We start from the raw sequence: 24,328 nt of genomic DNA, 5'->3' as shown, positions 1-24,328 counted from the left end.
ACGCAGACAGCGGCCTTCGGGCCGCTGTCTGCGTTTGGGGGTATCTGAAGGCCGACGACAACCAGACGACTCGCCGTTAACGCACTACCGCGCAAGGTCGAACGTGCGGGGGCGCACATTGAGGGATTGCCATGTCGTCTGTACCGGCGGCTGCTACCTGCTCGGTGCGGGCCACCACCGTCCGTACAGCCCGACGTTGCACTACTTCCTGGCACCGGACGCGCTCAGCCCGAAAGACCTTGCCCGGCGTAGAACCCCTCACGTTCACGGCGCGAACTGCAATCGGGTCCACACCCCGTAGTGGTCCGACGCCCAGCGGCCTTCGGCATACGGCTGGTCGAACAGCAGCCGCGCTTCGCGGGCGAGCAGCTTGTCCTGCTGGAAGAAGATGTGGTCGATGCGTGATGGCGCGTCGTAGTAATGGCGGTTCAATGTGCTGGCATGCGCCAGCTCATTGTTCACGTGCACGCTGCCGTAGCTGTCGCCGTAACGCTGGCGCAGCGCACTGAGGTCGCCTGCATCCACCCGCGCGTTGAAGTCCCCGGCAATCACCACCGGCGCATCATCGGAGGTGGTCGCGATGTACTTCAGCAGATCGGCCACCTGTTCGCCGCGGATGCGGCTGCCGCGGTCATCCGAACGCTCATTGAGATGGGTGGCATAGATGTTCACCGCCTGCCCGTCCACATCGATACGCAGGTGCGCAACGGTGCGATAATCGGTCAATGGCGCCAACAGGTGCGTGTTGCGCGCCAGCACCGGGCGCCGGGTCAACAGCGCATTCCCGAAGCGCTTGAAGCGCCCGGGCGGATCGGTGGACACGAACTGGTACTCGTATCCCAGCTTGCGCGCCAGCCACGCCGCCTGGTTGCGCACATACGGCTTCTGGATCACTTCCTGCAACGCGATCGCATCGGGCTGCAGCGCCGCCAGCTCGCGCAGGATCACCTGGCGCCGCCGCGGCCAGTCTTCGCGGTCATGGTGGAGGTTGAAGGTCACCATGCTCATCCCCTGCTCCACCGGCGCGGCTGCGCGCGCCGGCAGCACCGCCAGCGCGCAGGCCAGCAGCGCGCCGCGCATGCCCGCGCGCCATACGGCCCCGCTCATGGTGCCTTGCGTTCGGCACGACGCACCGAGGCCGGAATCTCCACTTCAACCTTGGCCGGCAGCTGGGTGATGCGCAGCTCGCCATTGAGCCACTGGGCCGGCTCACCGTTGATCCGGGTATCGCCCGGTTCACCGCTGTACGGCCACGGCAGGATCACCCCGCCCTGCGGCACCAGCAGGCCCGGCGCGATCTGCAGCGTGAGCAGTTTGTCACTACGGCTCAGCGTGTAGCTCAGCTGTCCGTTCGGCGTACGCAGCCCCTTCACGCCGACGCCTGCGCCTTCCAGCCAGCGGCTCGGTACACCGGCGGCCAGCACCAGGCTGTCGTCCACGTCGCGGTTGTAGGCAAACATGTCCAGTGCCGAGCGCACGAAGTCCGATGCCACCCAGGCGTGCGGCAGGTCGCCGACGAAGAACGGCTTGCGAGGGGTGTGCGAGACCACTTCGGCCCACTGGTTCCAGGCCTGCGGCGCGCGGTCCTTGAAGAAGAACTCGGTGGCCTGCCAGGCGCGGTCGCGCCAGCCCAGCCGCACGAACGCGGCCACGTTGCGCCACTCGTACGGCGTGTAATCCTTCCACTCGCGCTTGCCGTCGCGGCGCTCCTCGAACTGCTTCCAGTAGCGCTCGAAGGTGTTGTCCAGGTAGGGCTGCGGCAGCCGTCCCTGCTCGCCGCCCGGGGCCAGCGCGATGGTGGTGGAGGTCGCATCGAAATCACCCAGCTCGGCCGAACCGGGCAGGAAATCGATCTTGTGCAGCGCGGTGGCCGCCAGCAGCGAGGCCTGCAGGTCGTCACGGAACTGGTCGCGCGATTGGGCAATCTGCATCGCTTCCACCTTGCCCAGCGTGGTGGCGATGATCGCCGCGTCCTTGTACCCGCGCAGCGCCCAGAAGTTGTCCCAGTACGAATGCATCGGCTTGGCCGAATAGCCTTCGTGGCTGATCGACACCGGCATCATCCCGTAGAACGCCGGGTTGCGCGCCCGGTTTTCTTCCGTGCGCTCGCTCAGGCGCAGCTGTTCCATGTACTGGTAAGCGCCCTGCACGTGCGGCCACATCAGCTCCAGGAAGGTGCTGTCGCCGGTATAACGCCAGTACTCGGCGATGTTGAAGATCAGCTCGCCATGGCTGTCGTTCTCCGGGACCGGGTCGGCGCCGCGCGGATCCACGCAGCACGGCACCTTGCCGTTGTCGAACTGGTACGGCGCGTACCAGTTCACGTACTCGCGCACCGCATCGCTGCGGCCCATGCGCAGCAGGCCCTCGGAAATCATCGCACCATCGCGGATCCAGCTGCGCGAGTACGAGCGCGTGCCCGGCTGCAGGCTCGGCCCGATCCGTGAGATCAGCATGTGCGCCAATGCGGTGCGCAGGGTGTCGGCCAGCGGCTTGCCGGCCGCCGGCACCTGCAGCGATACCTGGTCCAGCTTGGTGCGCCACATCGAGGCGACCTGCTGCTGGGCCTTGTTGGCGTCGAAGTCCTTCGGCGTGGTCCACGCGCCGGTCTGCGGCAGCACGATGGCCACCTCGCGGCTCTGGCCCGGTTCCAGCCGCCAGCGGTACAGCAGCGCGCCCGAGGCCAGCCCGGTGGCATCGCGCACGTCCGTTGCGGTGGGCAGGTTGCCGCTGGCCAGGTGGGTAACCTCCAGCTTGCCGTCGAACGGGCTGGCGAACGCTGCATCCGGTGCCTGCACCGGGTACAGGCGCGGCGTGCCGTTGACCTCGACCTGGCCCGGCTCGATGTCCAGCGTGTCGATCCGGCTGACCCCGCCCACGGTGTTGAGGAACTGGCGCGGCGGATTCACCTGCCACGGGCGCACGGCCAGTGCCAGGGTGTAGTCGTGCGCCACCTTGTCCGGGTTGTGCAGCGTATAGCGGCCGACCAGCTGCGCCTGGTCCGGGCGGCCCTGGACGAAACCGGTGACCTTCAGCGCCGCCTGCGGGTGGCTCCAGTCGACACTGGCAATGGGCAGGTAATCGTCCTGCAACGACTGCCTGCTTTCCACATCGGCCCAGCTCAGCACCTTCTTGTCCACCACCACGAACGGCTCCACGCTGAAGCTGGCCTTGGCCACTTCCAGCGCGCCGTCCTCGCCGATCAGCGCCTGTTCGCGGCCGCCATCCAGGCCCAGCAGGGTCCAGTACGGCTGCTCGCCGCTGAAGCCGCGCGGCACGAAGCCCCGGGTCAGGTCGGCACCCACCGATTCGACGAAGTCGTTCGGCGTTGCCGCGAAATCCAGTGGCTTGATCGAAATATCGCGGATGCCGTATCGCCAGCTGCGCCCGTTCTTCAGGTCCAAGCGCAGGTAGCGGGCTTCGGTATCGGGCAAGGCCAACCAGTCGCGGTCGCCGCCACCACCGGCGGTGATCTCGCGCAGGGTGCGCCAGTCGCGGCCATCGGTCGAGGCACGCACCACGTAACGGGTGGCTTCCAGCCCCGGCAGCCACTGGATCACCGCACCGCCGAACTCACGCACGTTGTGCAGGTCCAGGCTGATGGTCTGCTCGGGCACGCCGCCGCTGATCCACACCGTATCGGCCTTGCCGTCGGCGATGCGGCTCTGCAGCGCGGTAGCGGTATCGGCGATCACCGACGGCACCAGCGCCGAGGTATCGGCCGGCGGCAGCGCCTGCAGGGTGAGCCGGTCGAAGCAGACCGTGCCGCGCCCGCCGACCTTGCTGTAAATGGTGAACTCCACCGCAGCACTGTTGCGCAGGGTCTTGTCCGGGTCCGGGCCCCAGGCCTTGTCGATCTGGCGCTGGCGGTACTGCACCGGCGTCCAGGTCCTGGGGAAGGCGTAGCCGGGGCGGTTGACCCACCACACGTTGTCGCCGCTGGCATCGATCAACTTGAACTGCAGGTCATTGCCGGGCGAATCGCCGCGCAGCTGGAAGCCGACCTGGTAGTTGTCCGGCCAGGTGATGGGCAGCTCGCGGCGGATCGCCACGTAGCCGGAGACGTCGTGGAAATCGTAGTCCACGCACAGCGCGCGACCACCGTTGGCGCCGGCCACGCTGCGCAGCGAACCGCTGACCTGGTCGGACACCACCAGCTTCCAGGGCGCCATGTCGTCGAAGCTGTCCAGGACCCTGGGCGCCGCCGGCACTGCCGGGGGCGCGGCAGGCGCCGCCATCGACCACACCAGACCCAGACCCAGAACCCCCGCGACAACGGCACCCTTCACCCTTTCACACTCCCCAGCAACAGACCTTGGATGTAATAGCGCTGCAGCACCAGGAACAGTGCCAGCACCGGAACCACCGTGACCACCGCGCCGGCCATCATCATTTCCACGTCCATGATGTGTTCGCGCGACAGCGTGGCCAGGGCAACCGGCAAAGTGTAGTGCTCCTGGTCGGTCAGCACGATCAACGGCCACATGAAATCGTTCCACGCGCCCATGAAGGTAAATATCGACAGGGTCACCAGCACCGGCTTGAGCATCGGCAGCACGATCTGGAAGAAGATGCGCAGCTCCCCTGCCCCGTCGATCCGTGCCGCTTCCAGCAGCTCATCGGGAATGGAGCGCGCGTACTGGCGCACCAGGAAGATGCCGAACACGCTGGCCAGCGCCGGCACGATCACCCCGCCGAAGCTGTTGACCAGGCCCAGCTGCTTCATCAGCAGGAACAGCGGCAGCATGGCCACCTGCGCCGGGATCACCAGCGCGGCCAGCAGCACCTGGAAGATGCGCTCGCGGCCGACGAAGCGCAGCTTGGCGAACGCATAGCCGGCCATGGTGTTGAGCAGCAGCGAACCCAGCGTGATCGCCAGCGACACGAACAGGCTGTTGACGAAGTTGTTGGCCATGCCGGTACGCGCGAACAGCTCGTGGTAGTTGTGGGTGGTCACCGACGAAGGCAGCAGCGGCGGCGGGAAATGCGCCGCTTCGCCGGTCGGCATGAACGACACCGACAGCATCCACAGCAGCGGCGCCAGGCTGACCGCGGCCAGCACCAGCAACCCGCCGTTCACCCACCACGCATGCCAGCGCGACTGGCCAATCTCACGACTCATACCAACTGCCTCTTGCGGCCGAAACGCAGCATCAGGCTGGTTACCGCCAGGATGATCAGGAACAGCAGGAACGCCACGGCCGACGCACGCCCCAGGTTCCACCACTTGAAGCCTTCCTCGAACATGAAATACAGCACGCTCACGGTGCTCTGCAGGGGGTCGCCACGGGTCATCACGTAGGGTTCGGCGAACAGCTGGAAGTAGCCGGACACGGTGATCACGCCCACCACCAGCAGCACCGGGCCGAGCATCGGCAGGGTGATGTGCAGGAACTGCTTCCAGCGCGAGGCGCCGTCGATGCGCGCGGCCTCGTAAAGGTCATGCGGGATCGCCTGCAGGCCGGCCAGGAAGATCACCATGTTGTAGCCGAAGTTCTTCCACACCGCGAACAGCATGATGGTGGGCATGGCCCAGTTCGGGTCGCCCAGCCAGTCGATCGGGCTGATCCCCAGATGGCCAAGGCCGTAGTTCACCAGCCCGTAGCTGGTATGGAACAGGTAGCGCCAGATCACCGCCACCGCCACCAGCGTGGTCACCACCGGGGCGAACAGCGCGGTGCGGAACAATGCCTTGAAGCGCGCGGCCGGCGCATTGAGCAGCATCGCCGCGCCCAGCGAGACGCCAATGGACATCGGCACGCCCACCACCACGAAGTAGGTGGTGTTCCACAGCGACTTCCAGAACATCGGGGTCTGCAGCAGGTCGATATAGTTGCCCAGGCCCACAAAGCGCAGGTTGCCGCCGTCGGCCAGCGCGTACAGGTCGAAATCGGTGATGCTCAGCGCCAGCGCGGAAAACACCGGCAGGCCGAAGAACACCCCGATCACCAGCAGGGACGGGCCCGCAAAGATCCAGCCGGCAAGCGAACGCTGCTTCACGGGCTCACCTCCGCTGCCGGTGCAGCAGCCCCTTCGGCCTGTGTCCGCTGTTCATGCATCCAGCGGCGTTTGGCCAGCACCTTGTCCACGCGGTCATCCAGTCGATTCACGGCTACATCCTGATCCAGCCCACCGCGCACCACCTGTTCGGTGACGATGCGCATTTCCTGCACGATCCGTTCCCACTCCAGCACCTTCGGGGTCGGCCGGACCCGCTCGAGCTGGTCGCGGAACGGCTGCGCCAGCGGGTCGTTGGCCAGCGACGGGTGCTCCCAGGTGCTGCGCCGGGGCGGCAGGTCGCCGATGATGGAATGGAAGCGCTGCTGGATATCCGGGCGCGACAGGAACTCGATCAGCTTCCACGACGCTTGCTTCTGCTGCGAACCCCGGAAGATCACCAGGCTGGTGCCACCGGCGATGCCGGCACCGGGGCCGTCCGGGCCCGGCAGCGCAGCCGTGCCCCACTTGCCTTCCAGTTCCTTGGGCTGCAGCTTCTTGAACTCGCGGATGTTCCAGGGGCCGGACAGGTAGAACACGTTGAAGCCCTTGAAGAACTCATCCCACACGTTGGAGATCTGGGTTTCGGACATGCGCGGCGCCCAGCCCTGGGCGAACATGTTTTCGTAGAACGCCAGCGTGCGGCGGAAGCCGGGGCTGCGGAAATTGCCACGGGTGTCGTGGTCGCGCAGCAGCGGATCCGGCTGCTGCAGGGCGAAGGACAGCTGCTGCTCGAACTCGTTGATCGGCATCAGCACCGCATAGCGGTCCGGGCCCTGCATCTTCTTGATCGCCGCCATCATGGTGTTCCACTCGTCCCAGGTGCGCGGCGGGTGGTCGAAGCCGGCCTTGGCCAGCAGGTCCTTGCGGTAATACAGCAGGCGCGTGTCCACGTACCACGGCACGCCGACCAGTTCGCCATTGATGACGTTGGTATCCCAGATGCCCTGGAAGTAGTCGGCCGGGTCCACCACCCTGGATTGGGCCACGAACGGCGCCAGCGGGGTCAGCGTGTTGAGTTCGGCGAACTCGGGAATCCAGGTGTTGCCCAGCTGGCATACATCCGGCAGGCCGTCGGCGGCGAATGCGGTAAGCAGCTTTTCATGCGCGGCCGTCCACGGGATGTTCTGCACATCGACATGGATGCCGGGGTTTTCGGCTTCGAATTCGCGGATCAGCTCGCTGACCACTTCGGCCTCGCGGCCCATCGCCCAGAAACGCACGGTCACCCCGTCCGCTTCCTTCCGGCAGGCACTCAACAACAGGCTGCCAGCAACCAGCAGCAGAACACTCACCCACAGCTTGGGGCGCGACGACAATGGCACTGCTTACTTCCCCTGGGGCTGGTTGCGGTTCGAATTGGAATTGTTCTTCTGTTCCTGCGCGGCGGCCGCGCGCGATTCGGCGATGCCGACCGCACGGGCCGAAGCGGCCTTCTCGTCCTTCTCCAGCGCCATCGGCTGGTCTTCGCCTTCCGGGGTGAGCCAGCCGCCGCTGAAACCGGCGCGCTCCAGGCCACGGCGGATGTGCGGGTTGTTCTTCATCGTGTCCCACACGAAATCGTTGCGGTAGTTGGCGATCATCGTCAGGATCGGGCCTTGGTCGATGCCGATGTAATCGCTGGCCACCCAGCCGCGGTCGGGCACGATGCGCCCGGTCTTGAGCGGAATGTCGAAGTTGAAGCTGGGGTTGAACGAATCCAGGAAGCCGTAGCTGGAATACAGGTAGTCGCCGTAGCGCTTGTGCATTTCCAGCGTGGCCGGAATCACTTCCTCGGGCGCGAACACCACCGAGGCGATCGCTGCGGTCGGGGCAATGGTGCCGTCGTCGAAGTTCTCGCGCAGGCCGGCGCCGCGCGAGGAGTAATGGCGGAACTGGCGCTGCTCGCCACGGAATTCCTGCGTGGTGTTCTGCGGGCCATCGCTGGCGGTCAGGCCCCACACATTCTCGCCGTATTCCTTCCACTGCATCGGGTTGGCGATGGCGTATTCGCGCTGAGCCAGCGCGGCCGAGCGGCTGTTGAGGAAGTAGGTGCTGCCGCGCTCGCGCATGTACGCGTCCTGGATGTCGCGGAAGTCGATCCAGACGTGGGTGTACTGGTGGCCGAACAGTGGGCCGAAGGCCAGGTATTCCTGGCCCTGGAACACGCCCCAGTCGTTGTCGTAGGTGCGCGTCCATACCGTCCACGCATCCGGGCTGACCGGATGGGTGGGCGAACCGAGTGCGAGGATGTAGACCATCATCGCCTCGTTGTAGCCCATCCAGTCATGGTCGATGAAGCCGCTCTCGGGGAACCAGCCCATCGAGATCAGCGGGGCGCGTTGCTGCAGCCACGGCCAGTCCACGCGCTTGTACAACGCGTCGGCAATGGCGCGGATCTCTTTTTCGCGCGGATCATCGCTGGTGTAATAGGACTGTGCGAACAGCACGCCCATCATCAGCAATGCGGTATCCACGCTCGACAGTTCCACCCAGCTGTCATAGCGGTGGCCCTGCTGCATGTCCAGGAAATGGTAGTAGAAGCCTTTGTAACCGCCCTTGCCGGTGCGCTGCGGGCCCATCGGCATGTCGCGGAAGAACTTCAGCGTGAGCAACGTGCGGTCCACCGCCTGGGTGCGACTCACCCAGCCGTTTTCCACGCCGATCGGATAGGCAGTCAGCGCGTAGCCCACCGAGGCGATGCTGGCGAACGGGCGCGACGGGTAGCGGTCCGGGGTGAGCCCGTTGAGTTCATTGGTGGTGTCCCAGAAGAACTGGAAGGTGCGGCGTTCGATATCGTCGAACAGCGGCGGCAGTTCCGGTTTCATCGGGCGTGGTGGTACGTCGGCCTCGACCAGGATGACCGGCGGCTTGGGTTTGGCCGGCGTTTCCTGCGCCTGCGGCTTGCAGCCGACCACGGCTGCCGCCATTACCGCCAGTGCCAATACGCGGGGAACCTTCATCGTGCCAACCCTCCAGAATCTGCGAATTCCAGGCCAGCATACCGGGCCGTGGAGTGAAATCGTTTACAGCTGAAACCCTTTAAAAACCGGTACTCCCCAGGCCGCATTGATACGCATGGCGTGTCAACGCGGCCTGGGGGACCGGCTGCATTTACATCAGAAGCGGAAGCCCACTTCTGCCTTCACCTGGCGCGGGGTACCGACGATATCGCCGGTCTCGTTGTAGCTGGCCAGCAGCCTGCCGTTGGACTTGGTGTAGTTGTAGTTGGAGAAGTTGTCGAAGTTGAACACGTTGATGATGTCGATACGCGCGTACAGCTCGGTATCGCCGGGCATCTTGAACGTCTTGGTCGCCTGCAGGTCCACCGAACGGTAGCCCCAGATCTTGCCACCGAGCAGGAAGCGGCCGTTGCCATCGGGCACGGCGGCGCCCGGCGTGGGCAGGTCGAAGCCGGTGGACTGCTGCACCGGGTACCAGTCGTTCACCGCGGTCGGGGTGGCCAGGGTGATCTTGCCGCCGAAGGTGATGTCCCAGAAGCCAGCATACGAACCGGTCAGCACGATGCGGTGGCGCGGTGCACCGTTGGAACGGATGGTCGGGTAATCGCCGATCACGCCGCGGTCGAATGCGTAATGCTCGTTGATGTCGCGGTTGTGGCGCGCGGTGGTCCAGGTGTAGGCGATGGAGGTGCCCCAGCCGCTTTCCTTGGTGAACGGCTTCTGCGCCGACAGCAGCACCTGCGTGGCACGGGTCTTGATGCCCTGCTGGCCGATGATCAGGCTGCCGAAGCCGGGGATGTTGCAGCTCCAGGCCTGGCTCAGGCCGGGCTCGGTGCCACCGCACAGGCGCGGGTCATCGAAGAACTGGCCGGTCGGGTAACGGTTGCCCAGGGTGAAGGCGAAGCCGTCATAGGTCAGCGTACGTGCGACGGTGGCGTCGGTCAGCCAGTCGCCGATCTGGTTGGACATGCCCAGGCTGAACTGGTCGGCGTACGGCGCCTTCAGGTTGTTGTTGAGCAGGTCCACTTCCAGGCCGGCATTGCTGGTGGAACCCACCAGGGCCTGCAGGTTGCCGATGCCGTTGAGCAGGTTCGGATCCCAGTCATAGCAGGCGGCCTGGCCGTTGAGGCAGGCGCCGGTGCCCGGGTTGCGGAAGTAGATGGTCGGCTGCGGCAGGGCCAGCTTGGTGGTTTCCAGCTGCAGGTAGTCGAACAGGTCGCGGTCGTAGGAACGGCCGGCACCACCGTGGATCACATGCTGCTCGTCGGCGTTGAGGTCATACGAGAAGCCCACGCGCGGCTGCCAGGCATTCTTGAATGCCTTGCGGTTGTGGCCATTGCTGATGTAGTCGTTGATGTTCAACCCGCTCGCTGCCAGCGAGTCGGCGTAGGTCTGGCCAGCGGCCGCGCGCGGATCCTGGCTGTAGATCGCCGCCACCACTTCCGGCGGGGTCACGAAGTCCAGGTAGCTCGGGTTCTTTTCGTAGTCCCAGCGCAGGCCCAGGTTCAACTGCAGGTGGTCGTTGACCTGCCAGTCGTCCTGGATGAACAGACCGATCTGCTTGACCTTCGAACGCACTTCGCCGGTCACGCCGGAAACGCCGGTAACCGGCTTCACGAACTGCGCCTTGTACGGAATGTCGGACGGGAAGTCCGCGTCGCCCAGGGTGTAGGTGAACTGCGGGTTGATCTCCTGCGCGTCGGAGGCGTACAGGTCGATTTCCTTGTACTTGGCGCCCATCTTGATGGTGTGGTCGCCAGCCCACTCGATGCCGTCCAGGGTCAGGTTGTCTTCGATCGACCAGCCCTTCTGGCCCTTCACCTGCGAATCCAGCGCCGAGGCACCGCCGATCTGCACCAGGGTGCGGTCGTCGGTACCGTCCGGCGCGGTGTAGACGTAACCGTTGCCGATGGTCAGCGGCACCGGGTTGTTGAACGAATCTTCGTGGGTGACCATCAGTTCGTTGTAGAACCGCTCACCGCTGTGGTTCCAGCGCAGTGCGTAACGACGGTCGGTGTTTTCGGTTTCCTTGCCGTGCGACGGCGCGGTCTGCCCACTGAACATCTGCTGGGTTTCGTCGCGGTCCTGGAAGGTCAGCTCGAGGCGATCGTTGTCGGTCACCTCCACGTCGATCTTGGCGAAGATCAGGTCCTGCTGGAAGGGCTGGCTGGCCGGGCCGAGCTGGGCGGCCGCATCGGCCGGCAGCAGGCCGACGCGGTCGGTCACCGAACCTTCCGGGGCGATGGTCACCGGCAGGTCGAAGCGCTTGGCTTCGTAGGTTACGAAGAAGTGTGCCTTGTCCTGCACGATCGGGCCGCCCAGGGCGAAGCCGTATTCCTTCTCGGCCGAGACTTCCTTGCTCTTGCCGTCCTGGCGTTCGGCCGGGGTCATGGCGCGCATGTCTTCGTCGGTGTAGCGGTAGAACACTTCACCCTTGAATTCATTGGTACCGGACTTGGTCGCTGCGGTCACCGCAGCGCTGGACACCTGCCCGTACTCGGCCTTGTAGTTGCCGCTGATGACCTTGTATTCGCCGATCGCCAGCTGCGGGAACGGGTTGCCGGCGCTGCCGGACTGGCCGGCCACGCCGCCGCCCTTGACGTAGCTCTTCTGGCCCACGCCGTCGATGTAGACGTTGGTGCCATCGGCATTGGTGGCACCGCCGCGCAACGAGGTGTTGCCCTTGGCATCGCGGGTGAAGATCATGCCCGGCACCGCGTCGGCGAACTCCAGGAAGTTGCGCGACACCTGCGGGGTGGTCTGGATCTGCTGCAGGCTCACCGTCTTGCCCACTTCAGAGGTACGCACTTCCTGCAGCAGGGTCGGCGCGATCACGTTGACGGTGTCGAGGTTGGTGGCATTGGCCGTACTGCCATTGGCCGGGGCGCCGCTGAAGTTCAGTGTCGCCGTCGAGGCCACGGTCACCGTCACCTTCTGGGTCTGGCCGTTGGCCACCACGTCATAGGTGCCCGGGTCCAGGCCCATCAGCGAGTAGCTGCCGTCGGCGCGGGTGCTGGCGCGGCGCACGGTGCCGCTGGCCACGTTGGTGGCGGTCACTTCGGTGCCGGCCTCGGCCTGGGCAACCTGGCCACGCAGCGAGGAGGTGGCCGACTGCGCCATCAGGGTCGGTGCAGCGCCCAGCAACAGGCAGCTGACCAGTGCGCTCGTCAGCAGGCGGCGAGCCGGCATGCGGGTGCGGTGATTGGAATACGTCATGTGAATCTCCGGGTGGTGGAGGCCGTCATTGCGGCCACCTGTCTTTTTTTGGATTGCGTGAATTACCGATACAGCGTTCAGCGGTCCAACGTGTCACGACCAACGGTCGTGACCTACCGCGTTCCGACCTTCGGTCGGAACGCTTGAATCACGCACGATCAGGCGCGGTACAAGTGTCTGCTTGTCACCGGCCGTTTCCGTGTTGTTGCCATCCATCAACTGCAACAGACGCGTCGCCGCCTTATCGCCAAGCTCGGCGATACTCACCTGCATCGTCGTCAACGAGGGGTGAACGAAACGCGCCAGGGGGATGTCATCGAAACCTGCCAGCGCCACATCGGCCGGCACGCGCACGCCGGCCTGCGCAAACGCATACAGGCAACCGAGCGCCATCATGTCGTTGGCCGCGAACACCGCATCGGGCAATGCACCGGCGGCCAGCAGCTCCCGCCCGGCGCGGTGGCCGGACGCTTCGTCGAAGTCGCCGGGCAACTCGATGCCTTCGGCGGCACTGCCGAACGCGGCCAGCGCATCGCGGAAACCACGCAGGCGTTCGCGTGCATCGAAGTTCAGCTCGGGGCCGCCGATGAAGGCGATGCGGCGGTGGCCAACCTCGAGCAGGTGTGCGGTCATCGCCATCGCACCGGCATGGTCATCGATGCTCAGCACCGGGTGGTCCTGCTCGGGCAGATACGTATTGATCAACACCGTGGGCAGCGACTGCGGCAGGTTGTCGGTGAGGAACCCCGGGCTTTCGGCATACGGGGACAGCACCAGCAGCCCATCCACCCGGCCGCGCATGGCACGCAGGGCCGCCCCCTGCTGCTCCTGGTCGCCGTGGTAGCTGGACACCAGCAGGTGCTGGCGGCGCGCGCGCGCCACCCCGTCGATGCCGCGCATCAGCTCGGAGAAGAATTCGCCATACAGGTCGGGAAGCACCACACCGATGGTGTTGGTGCGCCGGCTGCTCAGGCTGCGGGCCGCCGCATGCGGGGTGTAGCGCAGGCGCGCGGCCACCTCCAGCACCAGCTTGCGCACCGGTTCGGCGACGTTTTCATGGCCATTGAGCGCGCGCGACACCGTTGCCACAGAGACGCGGGCTTCGCGGGCGACATCCTTGATTGTGATGGCTGCCTTGTTCACTTCGCCGCCCTCCACGGCTTAGAGATCTGGGCTTGGCGCGAAATGTAAGCGTTTTCAATCCCGGATGTAAACACTACGTTAGGCAAATGTCGCACGGCGGTAACCTCGGGATGTCTTGGAGAGCGTGCCCCGGGACTCACCGGGACAAGGCGGGACAAGGGTTTCAGCCCTTTCTTGACGGCGCTTCGGCACGGATGGACAAAGCGTGGATATCGGTCTCCATCATCGTGCCCAAGGCCTGGTAGACGGCGCGGTGGCGCGCCAGCGGCAGCTTGCCTTCGAAGGCGGCGCTCACCACGTGGACATTGAAGTGCCCTCGCCCATCGCGCGCGCCTTCGTGGCCGGCGTGGCGGTGGCTGTCGTCCTCCACCTCCAGCCGTTCCGGGTCGAAGGCGGCCTGCAGGGCCGCACGGATGCGCTCGACCCGGTTCATGGCAGGACCTTCCGGAACGGGCGGACCTCGGTGCGCACATAGACGCCGGCGTCCACATAGGGATCGGCCGCCGCCCAGTCCTGGGCATCGGCGAGCGAATCAAACGCGGCAATCACCACGCTGCCGCTGAAGCCGGCCGGGCCGGGGTCTTCACTGTCGATGGCCGGGCACGGGCCGGCCAGCAGCAGCCGCCCTTGATCGCACAGGGCCTGCAGACGGGCCAGATGGGCCGGCCGGGCCGACAGGCGGGCGGCCAGCACATCGGTGCCGTCATAGCCTTCAATCACATACCACACGGGCAACTCCTGGGGTTCAGCTAAACAAACGTCGCGATTCTAGCCCGCCTCGCTGGACACTGCCGTTGTGAAGCCGTACTCTTGTCCACATTGCACGTGGCTGGATGCAGCAACCCTGTCGCTACAGGGCCCACTGCCCCACACCAGCACACGTAGACGACCTCCCGTAGTTCTGTCGCTGCTCCCTGTATCGACCCACGGTCGATACCTATCGGCAGCGCGAGCTGCTGCTGTTTGAAATGTGGCACCACGCCGGCACAGGCGTGTCATGGCTTGCGATCCTGCCGTCCGGGCGTTTCCGGTGCGGTTCCGGCGCAGCAAACTGGTCCGTTGCAATACCGACGTCAATTTTGATGACCTCTGAACTCGCGCTCGACGCGAACCCGCAAATCCGGCCGACCGCCCCTCAGCAGCAGGAAATGCCGCTGGCCGTGGTGCATGGTCAACCGGTCCTGCAGATTCCGCAGGACCTGTACATCCCGCCGGATGCACTGGAAGTCATCCTGGATGCCTTCGAAGGCCCCCTGGACCTGCTGCTGTACCTGATCCGCCGGCAGAACCTGGATATCCTGGATATCCCGGTGGCCGAGATCACCCGCCAATACGTCGAGTACATCAACGTCATGCAGGAGCTGCGCTTCGAACTGGCGGCCGAGTACCTGGTGATGGCGGCGATCCTGGCCGAAGTGAAGTCGCGGATGCTGCTGCCGCGGCCGCCCAGCATCGAGGGCGAGGAAGCCGACCCGCGCGCGGAACTGGTGCGCCGGCTGCAGGAGTACGAACGTTTCAAGCAGGCCGCCGAAGATATCGACGCCCTGCCCCGCCAGGACCGCGATACCAGCCTGGCCCATGCCTTCGTGCCCGACCGCGCGGCGATCAAGCTGCCGCCGCCGGTGGACCTGAAGGAAATGCTGATGGCGCTGCACGACGTGCTCAAGCGCGCCGAGCTGTTCACCGGGCACGCGATCAAGCGCGAAGCCCTGAGCGTCCGCCAGCGCATGGGCGACGTGCTGGGTCGTCTGGAAGACGGCAGGTTCTACCGGTTTGAAACGCTGTTCACCGCCGAAGAAGGCAAGCTGGGGGTGCTGGTCACCTTCCTGGCCCTGCTCGAACTGGCCAAGGAACAGCTGCTGGACATCGTCCAGGAAGCTCCGCTGGCGCCGATCTATGTCAAATCCCTGGCCGCCGGCAACACCAACGAACCGCTGCAGTTCAACAGCGAGTTCGACGACAACGACGCCGCCAACGACTCCGACTGAGCACCCGCCCCACGTATGGATCAACCGCTGATCAACCGTATTGTCGAAGGGGCGCTGCTGGCCTCCAGCCAGCCGCTGACCCTGGCCCAGCTGCAGGGCCTGTTCCCGGAAGAGGAGCCGGCGCCGCCGGGCAGCATCGAACGCGCGCTGGAACTGCTGCGCGAAGGCTGCGCCGGGCGCGGCGTGGAGCTGGTCGAGGTCGCCTCCGGCTTCCGCTTCCAGATCACCAACGAAGTCCACGGCTTCATCACCCGGCTGTGGACCGAGCGCAAGACCCGCTACACCCGTGCCACCCTGGAAACGCTGGCGCTGATCGCCTACCGCCAGCCGATCACCCGCGGCGAGATCGAACAGGTCCGTGGCGTGGCGGTCAGCAGCAACATCATCCAGGCCCTGGAAGAGCGCGAATGGATCCGCGTGATCGGCCACCGCGACGTGCCCGGCAAACCGGCGCTGTTCGGCACCACCAAGGGCTTCCTGGATTACTTCGGGCTCAAGCGCCTGGACGAACTGCCGCCGCTGTCCGAGCTGCGCGACCTGGGCGAACTGGAACCGCAGCTGCCGCTGGACAACGACGGCCAACTGGCCGGCCGGCTCGCCGCAGGTGTGGCGAGCCCGGAAGCCGAACAGGAAAGCGACGCCGCCAACGATGGCGACGGTGACACGAAGGACATTGGCGATATCGACAACGTAGAGCCAGGCCCTGCCTGGCTGAACGACCAGGGCACCGAACCGGAAGCGGAACCCGACCCCGACCCGGCCACTGCCCGCTCCGCCGCCCGCGCCGCCCTCATGGCGGCCCGACTGGCAGAACAGGACGCTGGGTCAGACAATAGCGACACCCCATCCCATGCGTCGCCGTCGCTCCCCGACGACGACGCGGATACGACCGCCAGCGATGGCGACCCCGATACCGCGCCGGGAACACGCGCGGCGTACCAGAACGAAACCGAAAACAACGCCGTCGCGAAGACGACCGTGGCTGTTGACGAAGCCGATCCCGAACCAGAGGCCGACGAAACCGTCGCCGGCCGGAGCCAAGTAAATGAGTGACACCCCCCGCAAGCTGTCGTTGAACAAGCTTTCGCTCAAGCGCGAAAACGAAACCGACCAGCCCAAGCTCGAAGAGCGCCTGCACAAGGTGCTGGCCCAGGCCGGCCTCGGTTCGCGCCGCGCGCTGGAACAGCGCATCGCCGACGGTCTGGTCAAGGTCAACGGCGAAGTCGCCCAGACCGGCCAGTCGATCAAGAGCGGCGACAAGGTTGAACTGGACGGCCGTGGCTTTGTCGCCACCGCGCTGACCGAAACCTCGCGCGTGCTGGCCTACAACAAGCCCGAAGGCGAAGTAACCACCCGCGAAGATCCCGAAGGCCGCCCGACCGTGTTCGAAGCGCTGCCGGCCCTGAAGGGTGCGCGCTGGATCGCCATCGGCCGCCTGGACATCAACACCACCGGCCTGCTGCTGGCGACCACCGACGGTGAGCTGGCCAATGCGATGATGCACCCCTCCTACGAGGTCGAGCGCGAATACGTCGTGCGCGTGCGCGCACCGGAAGGCGAAGAGAAGGTGCCCGACACCATCGTCGACCGCCTCACCCGTGGCGTGGCGCTGGAAGACGGCCCGGCCAAGTTCGACGAGATCGAACGCATCGGCGGCACCGATTCGCACGACTGGTTCCGCGTGGTCGTCAAGGAAGGCCGCAACCGCGAAGTGCGCCGCCTGTGGGAATCGCAGGGTTGCCAGGTCAGCCGCCTCAAGCGCACCCGCTACGGCAAGGTCTCCCTGCCGCGCGAACTGCTGCGCGGCCAGTCGGTGGAACTGCCGGCCAAGCAGGTGGAAGCGCTGCGCGCCGAACTGAAGCTGGAAGAAGGCGCCCCTTCGGCGCTGACCCTGCAGCCGGTGATCGGCCAGCGCCGCGCCGCCAAGACCACGGTGCGCGTGTCGCGCGAAGGTGGCCGTGGCAACGCTTACGTCAACGGCCACAACCAGGCCGATGAAGGCCGCGAGCTGCGTCGTTTCGACAACGTGCGCGAAGAGCGCGGCCGCGGTCGTGGCGGCAAGGGCGGCGGGTTCAAGGGTGGCCTGACCGTCACCGGTGAAGCGGCGGCCAAACAGTCGCAGCGCCCGTTCAAGCAGCGCCCCGACAAGGGCAACCGGGCACTGCCCGAAGGCAATCCGGCCGCGTTCCGCAGCTGGTACGTGCCCGATGGCGTGAGCACCGGCCCGAGCAACCACCGCAATGCGGGTCCGGGCGCAGCCCGTGGTCCCGGTGCGCGTGGTCCGGGTGCCGGCGCAGGCGCCGGTGGCCAGGGCCGTCCCTACGGCAAGCCGAAGGGTCCGGGCGGCGCAGGCGGCCAGGGCCGCGGCGGCTATGGTGAGCAGGGTCGTGGCGGTTTCGGTGGCGAAGGTCGCGGCGAAAGCCGTGGCGGCTACGCCGGCCAGGGCCGTCCGGCCGGCGCCGGTGCGGGCAACCGCAGCGGCCAGGGCGCACAGCGCCACCCCTACGGTCACCCGGGCAATGCCCCGAGCTTCCCGTCCGACCATGCCAATCCGGGCGCCAGCCCGTATGGCAACAGCCGCCCGGCCAGCGGCCGGCCGGCGGGCAACCGTGGTCCCGGCGGCCCGGGTGGCAACCGTGGCCCGGGTGGCCCCGGCGGCAACCGTGGTCCGGGCGGTCCGGGCGCACGTGGCCCGGGCGGTCGTCCCGGCGGTGCACGCCCGGGCGGCAACCGCGGCCCGGGTGGCGGCCACCGTGGTGGCGGCCCGCGCGGCGGTTGATTGAAAGAAAACCCGGTCAATGACCGGGTTTTCTTTCACCGCCGGTAGCGCCGGCCGTTGGCCGGCCCGCGCAATATTCAGCGGCGCTCGATCGTGAACCGGCTGCCGGCCACGCCAAGGTCCCAGCCTTTGCCGGTGCCCGCCAGGGCCAGCGAGACGTCGCCCTTGGTCAACACCTGCGCGCTGCTCGACTTGTCGGCGCCGGCATGGGCCTCCACCGACGCGTAGGAGCCGATCAGGTCGTTGAGCGAATACGCGCCGGAGAATCTGCCTTTGCCGTCGGTGATTTTCGACTTGCCCACGGTAAGGCCACCGCCCTTGACGCTGATCTTGACCGGAATGCGGGCGCCGTTGTCGCAGGTGATGGTGCCCGTGCCGGATGCGGTCTTGTAGATCACCGACCAGCCGGCCAGGTTGTAGTGAAGTTCGCAGTCGATGTTGCCGGCGGCCTGCGCGGCGGGAACCGCGCCCAGGCCGGCCAGTGCGATGAATGCCAGGAAACGCTTGTTCATTGCGGTGTACTCATGCCGGTGAGGTAACGACGCCGAATCTAGCAGATCGGACATCGTTACCCACCGCCCCCTGGAGTACCCGTTCAGCCGATGCCCTTGAAGATGCCCGCGACAGGGGTGCTGAGGCCGTACCCTGAATCCAAGCCCATCGACTGCGCCACCGTCGCCCAGATCCGCTCCATGCTCACGTGCTTGCCGACGTAATCGGTCCGGTCGCCCTGATCGCCGATATGGATGAAGCGGCCATTATTGCCGCTGCCGACATTCAGCCCATGCGACTTGGTTCCACCTATCATCACCATCGGCAGGTCCATGCTGGTCTCGGGCCGGCCGTCGGCCAGCTCACTGGTCACCACTACCAGGGTGTGGTCAAGCAGCGAGTCTTCCGGCACGTCCGGATCCTTGTGCCGCGCAAGATCGTCAAGCAGCGTCTTCAGCCGGTTGACATACCAGACCCGCGACTGCTGCCACATGATGCGTTTCTCATCAGGACCGTTGCCGCGATTCTGGTGGGCGGCCTCGTGCGCGTTGTCGGTGAACTCCGGCCCGCTGCCATCGCCATACGGATCGAAATAGACGGCATTGTTTTCCGAGCTGGCGCCGACCTGGAAGGTGGCCACGCGAGTTGCGCCGCAGGCCAGTGCCGTCGCCAACACACTGGAGGTGGCAGCGAGGATGTCCTTCCGGCGGCGGTTGTCGCCCAGCCACGATTCATCGAACTCGGGCAGCGTGGGGTCGCAGCCCGGTGCCGGTTCCACCGGGCCGCTGTCGAGGTCGTTGCGCACCTGCTCGATCGCATCCAGGTGGGACTCCAGCTTCTGGAGTTCGCGCGGGGACATGCCCTGCTTGAGCTCGCGCAGGTCCTCCATCGCCGGATCGAACACATGCTTGCCGCCGCTCCTGCTGCTTCCGGCCTGGTCGGGGAACAAGCTCGCGAACAATCGATGCGGATTGCGCTCCATGTCACGGACCGGTAAGCCGCCGCCGGAGAAGGACACCCGGAAGCCGTCGTTGCCATCGATATGACCGCAGAACACGGCCTTCTGCGTGGCCGCATAGTCCTGCAGCTTCTGGCCGATGATATGGTCGATGCTCGCATGGTCCTTGGCGCCGTCGCGCAGGCAACTGGTCCAGCCGTTGTGGCCTTCGTAATTGCCTGCAAGCGAGGTGCCACGGATGTACAGGGACCGGGAACGGTACGGTTCCAGCACAGCGCTCAACATCGGCAGCAACGGACCGTCGACATCCAGTCCCGGCGATTTGAAACTGTCCTTGCCTTCTTCTCCATCCCAGGGGTGCCAGATCTGGCGGTCGGCCGGATCGGTCGCCGGAGCGCCATTCGGTTCACCCTGCCCCATGTTCAGGGTGCCCATGCCGTCGGCGAGCACCACGAAGACCACTTTGGGCTTGCTACCCTGCTGCGCGCCGCCGAACTCGCGACCGTCCACGGCCCAGCGGGCCAGGGAGTTCCGATTGAGGAAGTAGGCCCCTGCACCCAGGGCTCCCACCCCGCCAGCGGCAGCAAGGCCCAGCAACAACCTGCGGCGGGAAACTGAAATGCTCATTTGGCGTCCTCCTGGTCCACGCGACGACCCATGGTTTCAGCGGTCATCATGCTGACCGCCAACTTGCGCACGTCTCCGTCCTCCAACAGCTTGTCGCGCGCCCTCGACACGGTTTTCATGCTGCTCTTGTCCGGCCGCGCGCCCATCGCATACCGATAGAATCCGCTGGCCAGGCACCGCATGGCCTCCTTGTTCTCCGGTACATGCTCGGCGATGCCCCGGACATCATCAATATGGTCGATCCAGTTGCCACCTGCGTTGTCGATGAACGGCCCGGACGCATCGATCGGAACATGCTGGTCGGTGTACCCCTGGTTGATCGCCAGCTCGGTCTGGCGCAGCTTCGCGGTCTGGTCATAGTTTTCCATGGACGCCCCGGTGTCGTTGAAGAACTTATGGCAACCCCAGCATGTCCCGTTCGACGCGTCTGGACCGGTATGGATCATCCATTTTTCACGTTCGCCGATAGGACGGTCCGGATACCCCTCCGGCTCCGGGCGCAGTGCGTTGGAAGCGAAGGTCTGGCAGAACAGGTTCTGCCGGATGGTAAAACCACGCATGACCAGCGACGTGGAATGGTCATTGGCATACTTGGCCGCGAACATGCTGCTCAGTACGCCCCCCCGCCAGTGCGCGTCTTCTGCCGAGAGCACTACCTTCTTCGGCGCGGTACCGCTCACCTCGCCAATGCCGTAATGGCTGGCCAGGTCCGCGTTGAGGAAGGTGTACCCCGGATTGAAGGCTTCGCGCACCGTGCCGGAGCCGGCGCGGAAGTTTTCTTCCAGCGTCATCCTGAACTCATCACGCATCGCCGAAATCCGATCGAGTGGAAGCTCTGGCCGCGGCGATATCGAAATGCCAGGACGCAGGCCTACATAGAACGAAATGAACTCTGTAAGCTGCTGGGCGGCGCGGGGGTCGGACAGCATGCCCTCGGCGACGGCCTCCACCTGTTCTTCGGTCGCCAGCTCACCGTTCTGCGCCATGTCCAGCAGCTTATCGTCCGGTGTCGTCCCGAACATCGTGAAGGCCATGGCTGTGGCGCGCTCGTACGGCGTCAGCGTGAAGAAGTCGCCCGCATCATCTTTCACTCCCATCTCCGAGCGATAGAGGAAGTTGGGAGAGGCCAGCATGGCCGTGGCCACGCCGCGCACGCCACCGTCCGCCGCCTGGTTGAAGACCGCCAGGTACCTGGTTGTTTCGCCGGCGGAAAGGGGACGTCGGAACATCGCCCGGCCCAGCGTTGCAACCAGTTCGTCGGCCTTGCTGCCGAACCGGCTGGCCACGCGCTGCTCATCGATGGCGTCATGCACCACCAATGAGACGTCGTAGTACTTGCGGACATCTTCGGCGGTGAACGTACTGGCGATGCCTTCGATCGGATAGATGAAGTCCACGCCATTGGCCTTGTTCTCGGGCAGAGCTTCCTGATCCACCTCCACGCCCAGGATATCGCGCACCGCGTTCACATATTCGGTTCGCGCCAGCATCCGCAGCTGCCTCGGCCCAGCCTGCATACCGGGCGCGGTGTATTCACTCCACACCGTATCGATCAGATAACGCGACACTTCTGAGGCGCAGACACCGTCGCAGTGCGTCCCATTGGCGATCATGTTGCCGGTCATGCCGGCGACCTTTTCCTTCAGCGCGTCGACGTCTTCCGACCAGCGATCCGCCTTGACCGGATCCTTCCAACTGGCTTCGGAGTGGCACCCCTCGCATCCGTTGGGGTCATCCAGCAACACCTGCTTGCCCAGGTCGTCCACCACCTTGTAGGCGGCGGTCCGAGTGATCGGTTGGGTTTCATAGTCCACCTGCAAGCGTTCGCGCATCGGCTCGGGATACGCTTTTTCGGTGTACGGGTACTGCAGCTCGTAGTCACCGAGTTCCAGGGCCTGCTTGACGTCCCCGCCCCACGGCACCTCGATGGTCTGCGGCGGCTGGTTGTTCCGGCGCAGCGATACCTGCCACGTCGCGGCCAGGGCACCAGCAGGCTTGGCCGGCGCGCGCAGGGTGAGCTCAACATTGACGTCGGGCTTTTCGATATACGTGGCCGCGATCTCCGCTTCGATCGCACAATCACCCAGGTTTGCATGCATCTCCCGTCGTTCGGGTACCCAGTCATCGAACGGCTTCCATTCCACCTTGTAATCGCCATTGGGCATGCCGTCCAAAATCAGCTTTTCGCCCCAGGCCAGGCTGAAGTCGCGCCGCTCCCCATCCGGACCGGTGAGGTACCCGATCACCGGCAAGTGCGCAATGTCCGGCGACGGGGCCGGCGGGGCGGTCAGGGTCAACTTCGTTTCCGGCAGCGAATCCTTGGAGTAGCTGATGCGATAGATGACGCCTGCCACATCGTCGGAGACCAGCAACGAGCCGTCGCGCAATTCCACGAATTCGGCAGGACTGCCGAGGCAGCCGTTCTCCTGCATGCAGCCCGAGGGCGTAGTCGGCCCGGAGCCCCGCCACCCTTGGACCAGCGGAATGGACGACTCGACCTTGTCGCCTTCGAGCGTCAGCAGGGTGATGTTCATGCCGGGGCGTTCATCGGTGCCCTTGCTGTGCACGGCAGCCAGCATGTGTTCCTTGCCCGCACGCGGCGGGTACCCTTTCCAGAAACGCAGCCCCAGCGGCGCGAAGTTGCTGCCGAACGCATAGCCCGGCGGGGTGTAGTCGCGCGGTTTGATCTCCGACGGCGCCTTGTCGCTCAGAATGGCGCCCTGCGGAATCCGCAGCGCGTCCAGCTCTTCGCGGCGTTCCCACTCCGAGTCGGTGATGCCGATGGTATCGTGGCCGAATACGTAGGGCGAACCGAAGTGCTTGGCCGCAGCACTGGTGTCGATGACATTCAGTTCATCGTCGTTATCGAACCCGTCGCGGTTGTTGTCGCCGAACCAGATGTTTTCCGTGGACGGATTCCAGTCCAGGCCAACTGCATTGCGAACGCCCTTGGCAAGGACCTCCGTCTGCCCGGTGGCGGGATCGATCCGCAGGACGGTGCCGTAGCGCGGGTCCTTGGTCGTCACGCAGACATTGCAGGGAATGCCCACTGCCGTGTACAGATGCTCATCGGTAGGATCGATCGTATTGAAGCGAAGCGGATGCTTCTGGTGATACCACCGCCACGGTGGGACGTCCGGCATCGGAAAATCGGGGCCGTCCGCCGGAAAATCCGCTACCTTTTCTCCCTGCAGGACCCCGCTGCGATACTTGGCGTCGATGTCGTCCACCCGGCTCAGTCTGCCGCTGGTCGAGTAGTAGAGGCTGCCACGGCGATAGGCCACCCCATGCGGCTCTTCCAGCCCGGTGGCGATCACGTACGTCGCCGTCGCGCGGGTCTTCTGCGCGTTCAACTCCAGTGCGTACAGCGCCTCGGCGCGTCGATTGGCCGTATTGCCCTCGCCCACGGGCTGATCGGCCCAGTGCGGAATGGAACTGCTGCCCACGTAGAGCACCGTTTCCTCGGCGTTGAGCGCCATCTGCCGCGGCTGGTCCAGCCCGGACGCAAACAGTTCGACCTTCAGGCCGGGCAATGCCTTCAACCGGGCCGGATCGGGCAGCCGGCGGTAGCGCGGTTTGAACAGGATGTTCTGGCCGTCCTCTTCCGTTACCGGAATGATCCGCCCCGTATCCATTGGCGCGCCAACGGTGTTGCTATCCATGATCAGCACGTAGTCGCACTGCTTCAGATTTTCTATGACAACGGTTTGCCCCCAGTTGCCCTTGATCGGATGGACGTCCGTTCCGCACTGAAGCTTGCCGGTGATTTCGCCCGTGGCTTGGCCCGTGCCGAATTCAATATCGGCGGGCAACTGCAGGGTAATGCGATTGCCTTCCGGGTCCGGGTCCGGATCTGGGTCCGGCGTAGTGCAGGCACCCAGATGCCTCCAGGTTTCGTGCCAGTGCGGATTGGTCCCATCAGGCTCGTATGGGGCCTGGTTGCACCAACCCGCGTGTCCGTAGCACTCGTAGCGCTGTCCCAGGTTCTGCACCGTACTGCCGATGATGTACCCGCTGTTCGGTGCCCACTGCGGATCATCGCAGGCGGGCTCGAATACATCGGGTTTATCGTCGTCGCGGCAACCACCCAACAGGCACGCGAACACCAACAGCGGCGCCATCCAGATTCTGGCCTTCATCCGAGGTCCCCAGATTTTGAATTCGACCCCCGTTGAATTCAGATTCC

The 24,328-nt window shown here is 65.4% G+C and carries 16 protein-coding genes; 3 read left to right on the top strand and 13 right to left on the bottom strand.

Annotation, left to right across the window (positions count from 1 at the left end; genetic code table 11):
- Window positions 1-264: 264 nt before the first annotated feature.
- From WIX41_RS15710 to WIX41_RS15665, 10 genes are all read right to left on the bottom strand, one after another.
- On the bottom strand, window positions 265-1,107 hold the full coding sequence (locus WIX41_RS15710; RefSeq protein ID WP_339449058.1) for an endonuclease/exonuclease/phosphatase family protein: 843 nt from the start codon (window positions 1,105-1,107) through the stop codon (window positions 265-267).
- Entirely contained in the window at window positions 1,104-4,238 is a 3,135-nt protein-coding gene (locus WIX41_RS15705; protein WP_339449056.1) for a discoidin domain-containing protein, read from the bottom strand. Before WIX41_RS15705 ends, WIX41_RS15710 begins: the two co-directional genes overlap by 4 nt.
- A gap of 47 nt (window positions 4,239-4,285) precedes the next feature.
- Window positions 4,286-5,122: a carbohydrate ABC transporter permease gene (locus WIX41_RS15700; protein WP_339449054.1), complete on the bottom strand. Its 837-nt coding sequence runs from the start codon at window positions 5,120-5,122 to the stop codon at window positions 4,286-4,288.
- Complete coding sequence (locus tag WIX41_RS15695) at window positions 5,119-6,000, bottom strand: carbohydrate ABC transporter permease (RefSeq protein ID WP_068853081.1); 882 nt, start codon at window positions 5,998-6,000, stop codon at window positions 5,119-5,121. Before WIX41_RS15695 ends, WIX41_RS15700 begins: the two co-directional genes overlap by 4 nt.
- Entirely contained in the window at window positions 5,997-7,283 is a 1,287-nt protein-coding gene (locus tag WIX41_RS15690; RefSeq protein ID WP_409187519.1) for a sugar ABC transporter substrate-binding protein, read from the bottom strand. The genes WIX41_RS15695 and WIX41_RS15690 overlap by 4 nt, the downstream gene beginning before the upstream one ends.
- A 42-nt stretch (window positions 7,284-7,325) precedes the next feature.
- On the bottom strand, window positions 7,326-8,939 hold the full coding sequence (locus WIX41_RS15685) for a glucoamylase family protein (RefSeq protein WP_339449049.1): 1,614 nt from the start codon (window positions 8,937-8,939) through the stop codon (window positions 7,326-7,328).
- Window positions 8,940-9,095: 156 nt separating this feature from the next.
- On the bottom strand, window positions 9,096-12,155 hold the full coding sequence (locus tag WIX41_RS15680; RefSeq protein WP_339449048.1) for a TonB-dependent receptor: 3,060 nt from the start codon (window positions 12,153-12,155) through the stop codon (window positions 9,096-9,098).
- 93 nt (window positions 12,156-12,248) lie between these two features.
- Entirely contained in the window at window positions 12,249-13,313 is a 1,065-nt protein-coding gene (locus WIX41_RS15675; RefSeq protein ID WP_409187419.1) for a LacI family DNA-binding transcriptional regulator, read from the bottom strand.
- A 148-nt stretch (window positions 13,314-13,461) separates the two neighbouring features.
- On the bottom strand, window positions 13,462-13,731 hold the full coding sequence (locus WIX41_RS15670) for a BolA family protein (RefSeq protein WP_339449044.1): 270 nt from the start codon (window positions 13,729-13,731) through the stop codon (window positions 13,462-13,464).
- Window positions 13,728-14,027, bottom strand: a complete 300-nt coding sequence (locus tag WIX41_RS15665) for a YciI family protein (RefSeq protein ID WP_339449042.1) — start codon at window positions 14,025-14,027, stop codon at window positions 13,728-13,730. Before WIX41_RS15665 ends, WIX41_RS15670 begins: the two co-directional genes overlap by 4 nt.
- A gap of 353 nt (window positions 14,028-14,380) precedes the next feature.
- Between WIX41_RS15665 and WIX41_RS15660 the strand changes: the two genes are divergently transcribed.
- The 3 genes from WIX41_RS15660 to WIX41_RS15650 are packed head-to-tail and all read left to right on the top strand — an operon-like array spanning window position 14,381 to window position 18,065.
- Window positions 14,381-15,286 (top strand): segregation and condensation protein A, encoded by a 906-nt coding sequence (locus WIX41_RS15660; protein ID WP_339449040.1) that lies wholly within the window; start codon window positions 14,381-14,383, stop codon window positions 15,284-15,286.
- Window positions 15,287-15,301: 15 nt separating this feature from the next.
- Window positions 15,302-16,339 carry an SMC-Scp complex subunit ScpB gene (gene scpB, locus WIX41_RS15655; RefSeq protein WP_339449038.1) on the top strand — a complete coding sequence of 346 codons (1,038 nt, stop codon included), beginning with the start codon at window positions 15,302-15,304 and terminating at the stop codon, window positions 16,337-16,339.
- The gene (locus WIX41_RS15650; RefSeq protein ID WP_339449036.1) at window positions 16,332-18,065 is read left to right on the top strand and encodes a pseudouridine synthase; all 1,734 of its coding nucleotides are present in this window, start codon (window positions 16,332-16,334) and stop codon (window positions 18,063-18,065) included. The genes scpB and WIX41_RS15650 overlap by 8 nt, the downstream gene beginning before the upstream one ends.
- Window positions 18,066-18,142: 77 nt before the next feature.
- Here WIX41_RS15650 and WIX41_RS15645 read toward each other — a convergent pair whose 3' ends face one another.
- From WIX41_RS15645 to WIX41_RS15635, 3 genes are all read right to left on the bottom strand, one after another.
- The gene (locus tag WIX41_RS15645) at window positions 18,143-18,577 is read right to left on the bottom strand and encodes a hypothetical protein (protein WP_339449034.1); all 435 of its coding nucleotides are present in this window, start codon (window positions 18,575-18,577) and stop codon (window positions 18,143-18,145) included.
- Between the two features lie 83 nt (window positions 18,578-18,660).
- A complete protein-coding gene (locus WIX41_RS15640; RefSeq protein ID WP_339449032.1) occupies window positions 18,661-20,112 on the bottom strand; it encodes a DUF1552 domain-containing protein in 1,452 nt (483 codons plus the stop codon).
- A 26-nt stretch (window positions 20,113-20,138) separates the two neighbouring features.
- Window positions 20,139-24,263: a DUF1592 domain-containing protein gene (locus WIX41_RS15635; protein ID WP_339449030.1), complete on the bottom strand. Its 4,125-nt coding sequence runs from the start codon at window positions 24,261-24,263 to the stop codon at window positions 20,139-20,141.
- Window positions 24,264-24,328: the final 65 nt, after the last annotated feature.

Source organism: Stenotrophomonas sp. AB1(2024) (genome assembly GCF_037482345.1).
Lineage (GTDB): Bacteria > Pseudomonadota > Gammaproteobacteria > Xanthomonadales > Xanthomonadaceae > Stenotrophomonas.
This window is presented reverse-complemented; position numbering and strand designations above follow the sequence as displayed.

Bases quoted from the DNA above. Each gene is read 5' to 3' on its own strand.
- WIX41_RS15650 (WP_339449036.1), top strand. From the start codon at position 16,332: ATGAGTGACACCCCCCGCAAGCTGTCGTTGAACAAGCTTTCGCTCAAG.
- WIX41_RS15670 (WP_339449044.1), bottom strand. From the start codon at position 13,731: ATGAACCGGGTCGAGCGCATCCGTGCGGCCCTGCAGGCCGCCTTCGAC.
- WIX41_RS15635 (WP_339449030.1), bottom strand. From the start codon at position 24,263: ATGGCGCCGCTGTTGGTGTTCGCGTGCCTGTTGGGTGGTTGCCGCGAC.
- WIX41_RS15710 (WP_339449058.1), bottom strand. From the start codon at position 1,107: ATGAGCGGGGCCGTATGGCGCGCGGGCATGCGCGGCGCGCTGCTGGCC.
- WIX41_RS15645 (WP_339449034.1), bottom strand. From the start codon at position 18,577: ATGAACAAGCGTTTCCTGGCATTCATCGCACTGGCCGGCCTGGGCGCG.
- WIX41_RS15680 (WP_339449048.1), bottom strand. From the start codon at position 12,155: ATGACGTATTCCAATCACCGCACCCGCATGCCGGCTCGCCGCCTGCTG.
- WIX41_RS15685 (WP_339449049.1), bottom strand. From the start codon at position 8,939: ATGAAGGTTCCCCGCGTATTGGCACTGGCGGTAATGGCGGCAGCCGTG.
- scpB (WP_339449038.1), top strand. From the start codon at position 15,302: ATGGATCAACCGCTGATCAACCGTATTGTCGAAGGGGCGCTGCTGGCC.
- WIX41_RS15700 (WP_339449054.1), bottom strand. From the start codon at position 5,122: ATGAGTCGTGAGATTGGCCAGTCGCGCTGGCATGCGTGGTGGGTGAAC.
- WIX41_RS15660 (WP_339449040.1), top strand. From the start codon at position 14,381: ATGACCTCTGAACTCGCGCTCGACGCGAACCCGCAAATCCGGCCGACC.
- WIX41_RS15705 (WP_339449056.1), bottom strand. From the start codon at position 4,238: ATGGCGGCGCCTGCCGCGCCCCCGGCAGTGCCGGCGGCGCCCAGGGTC.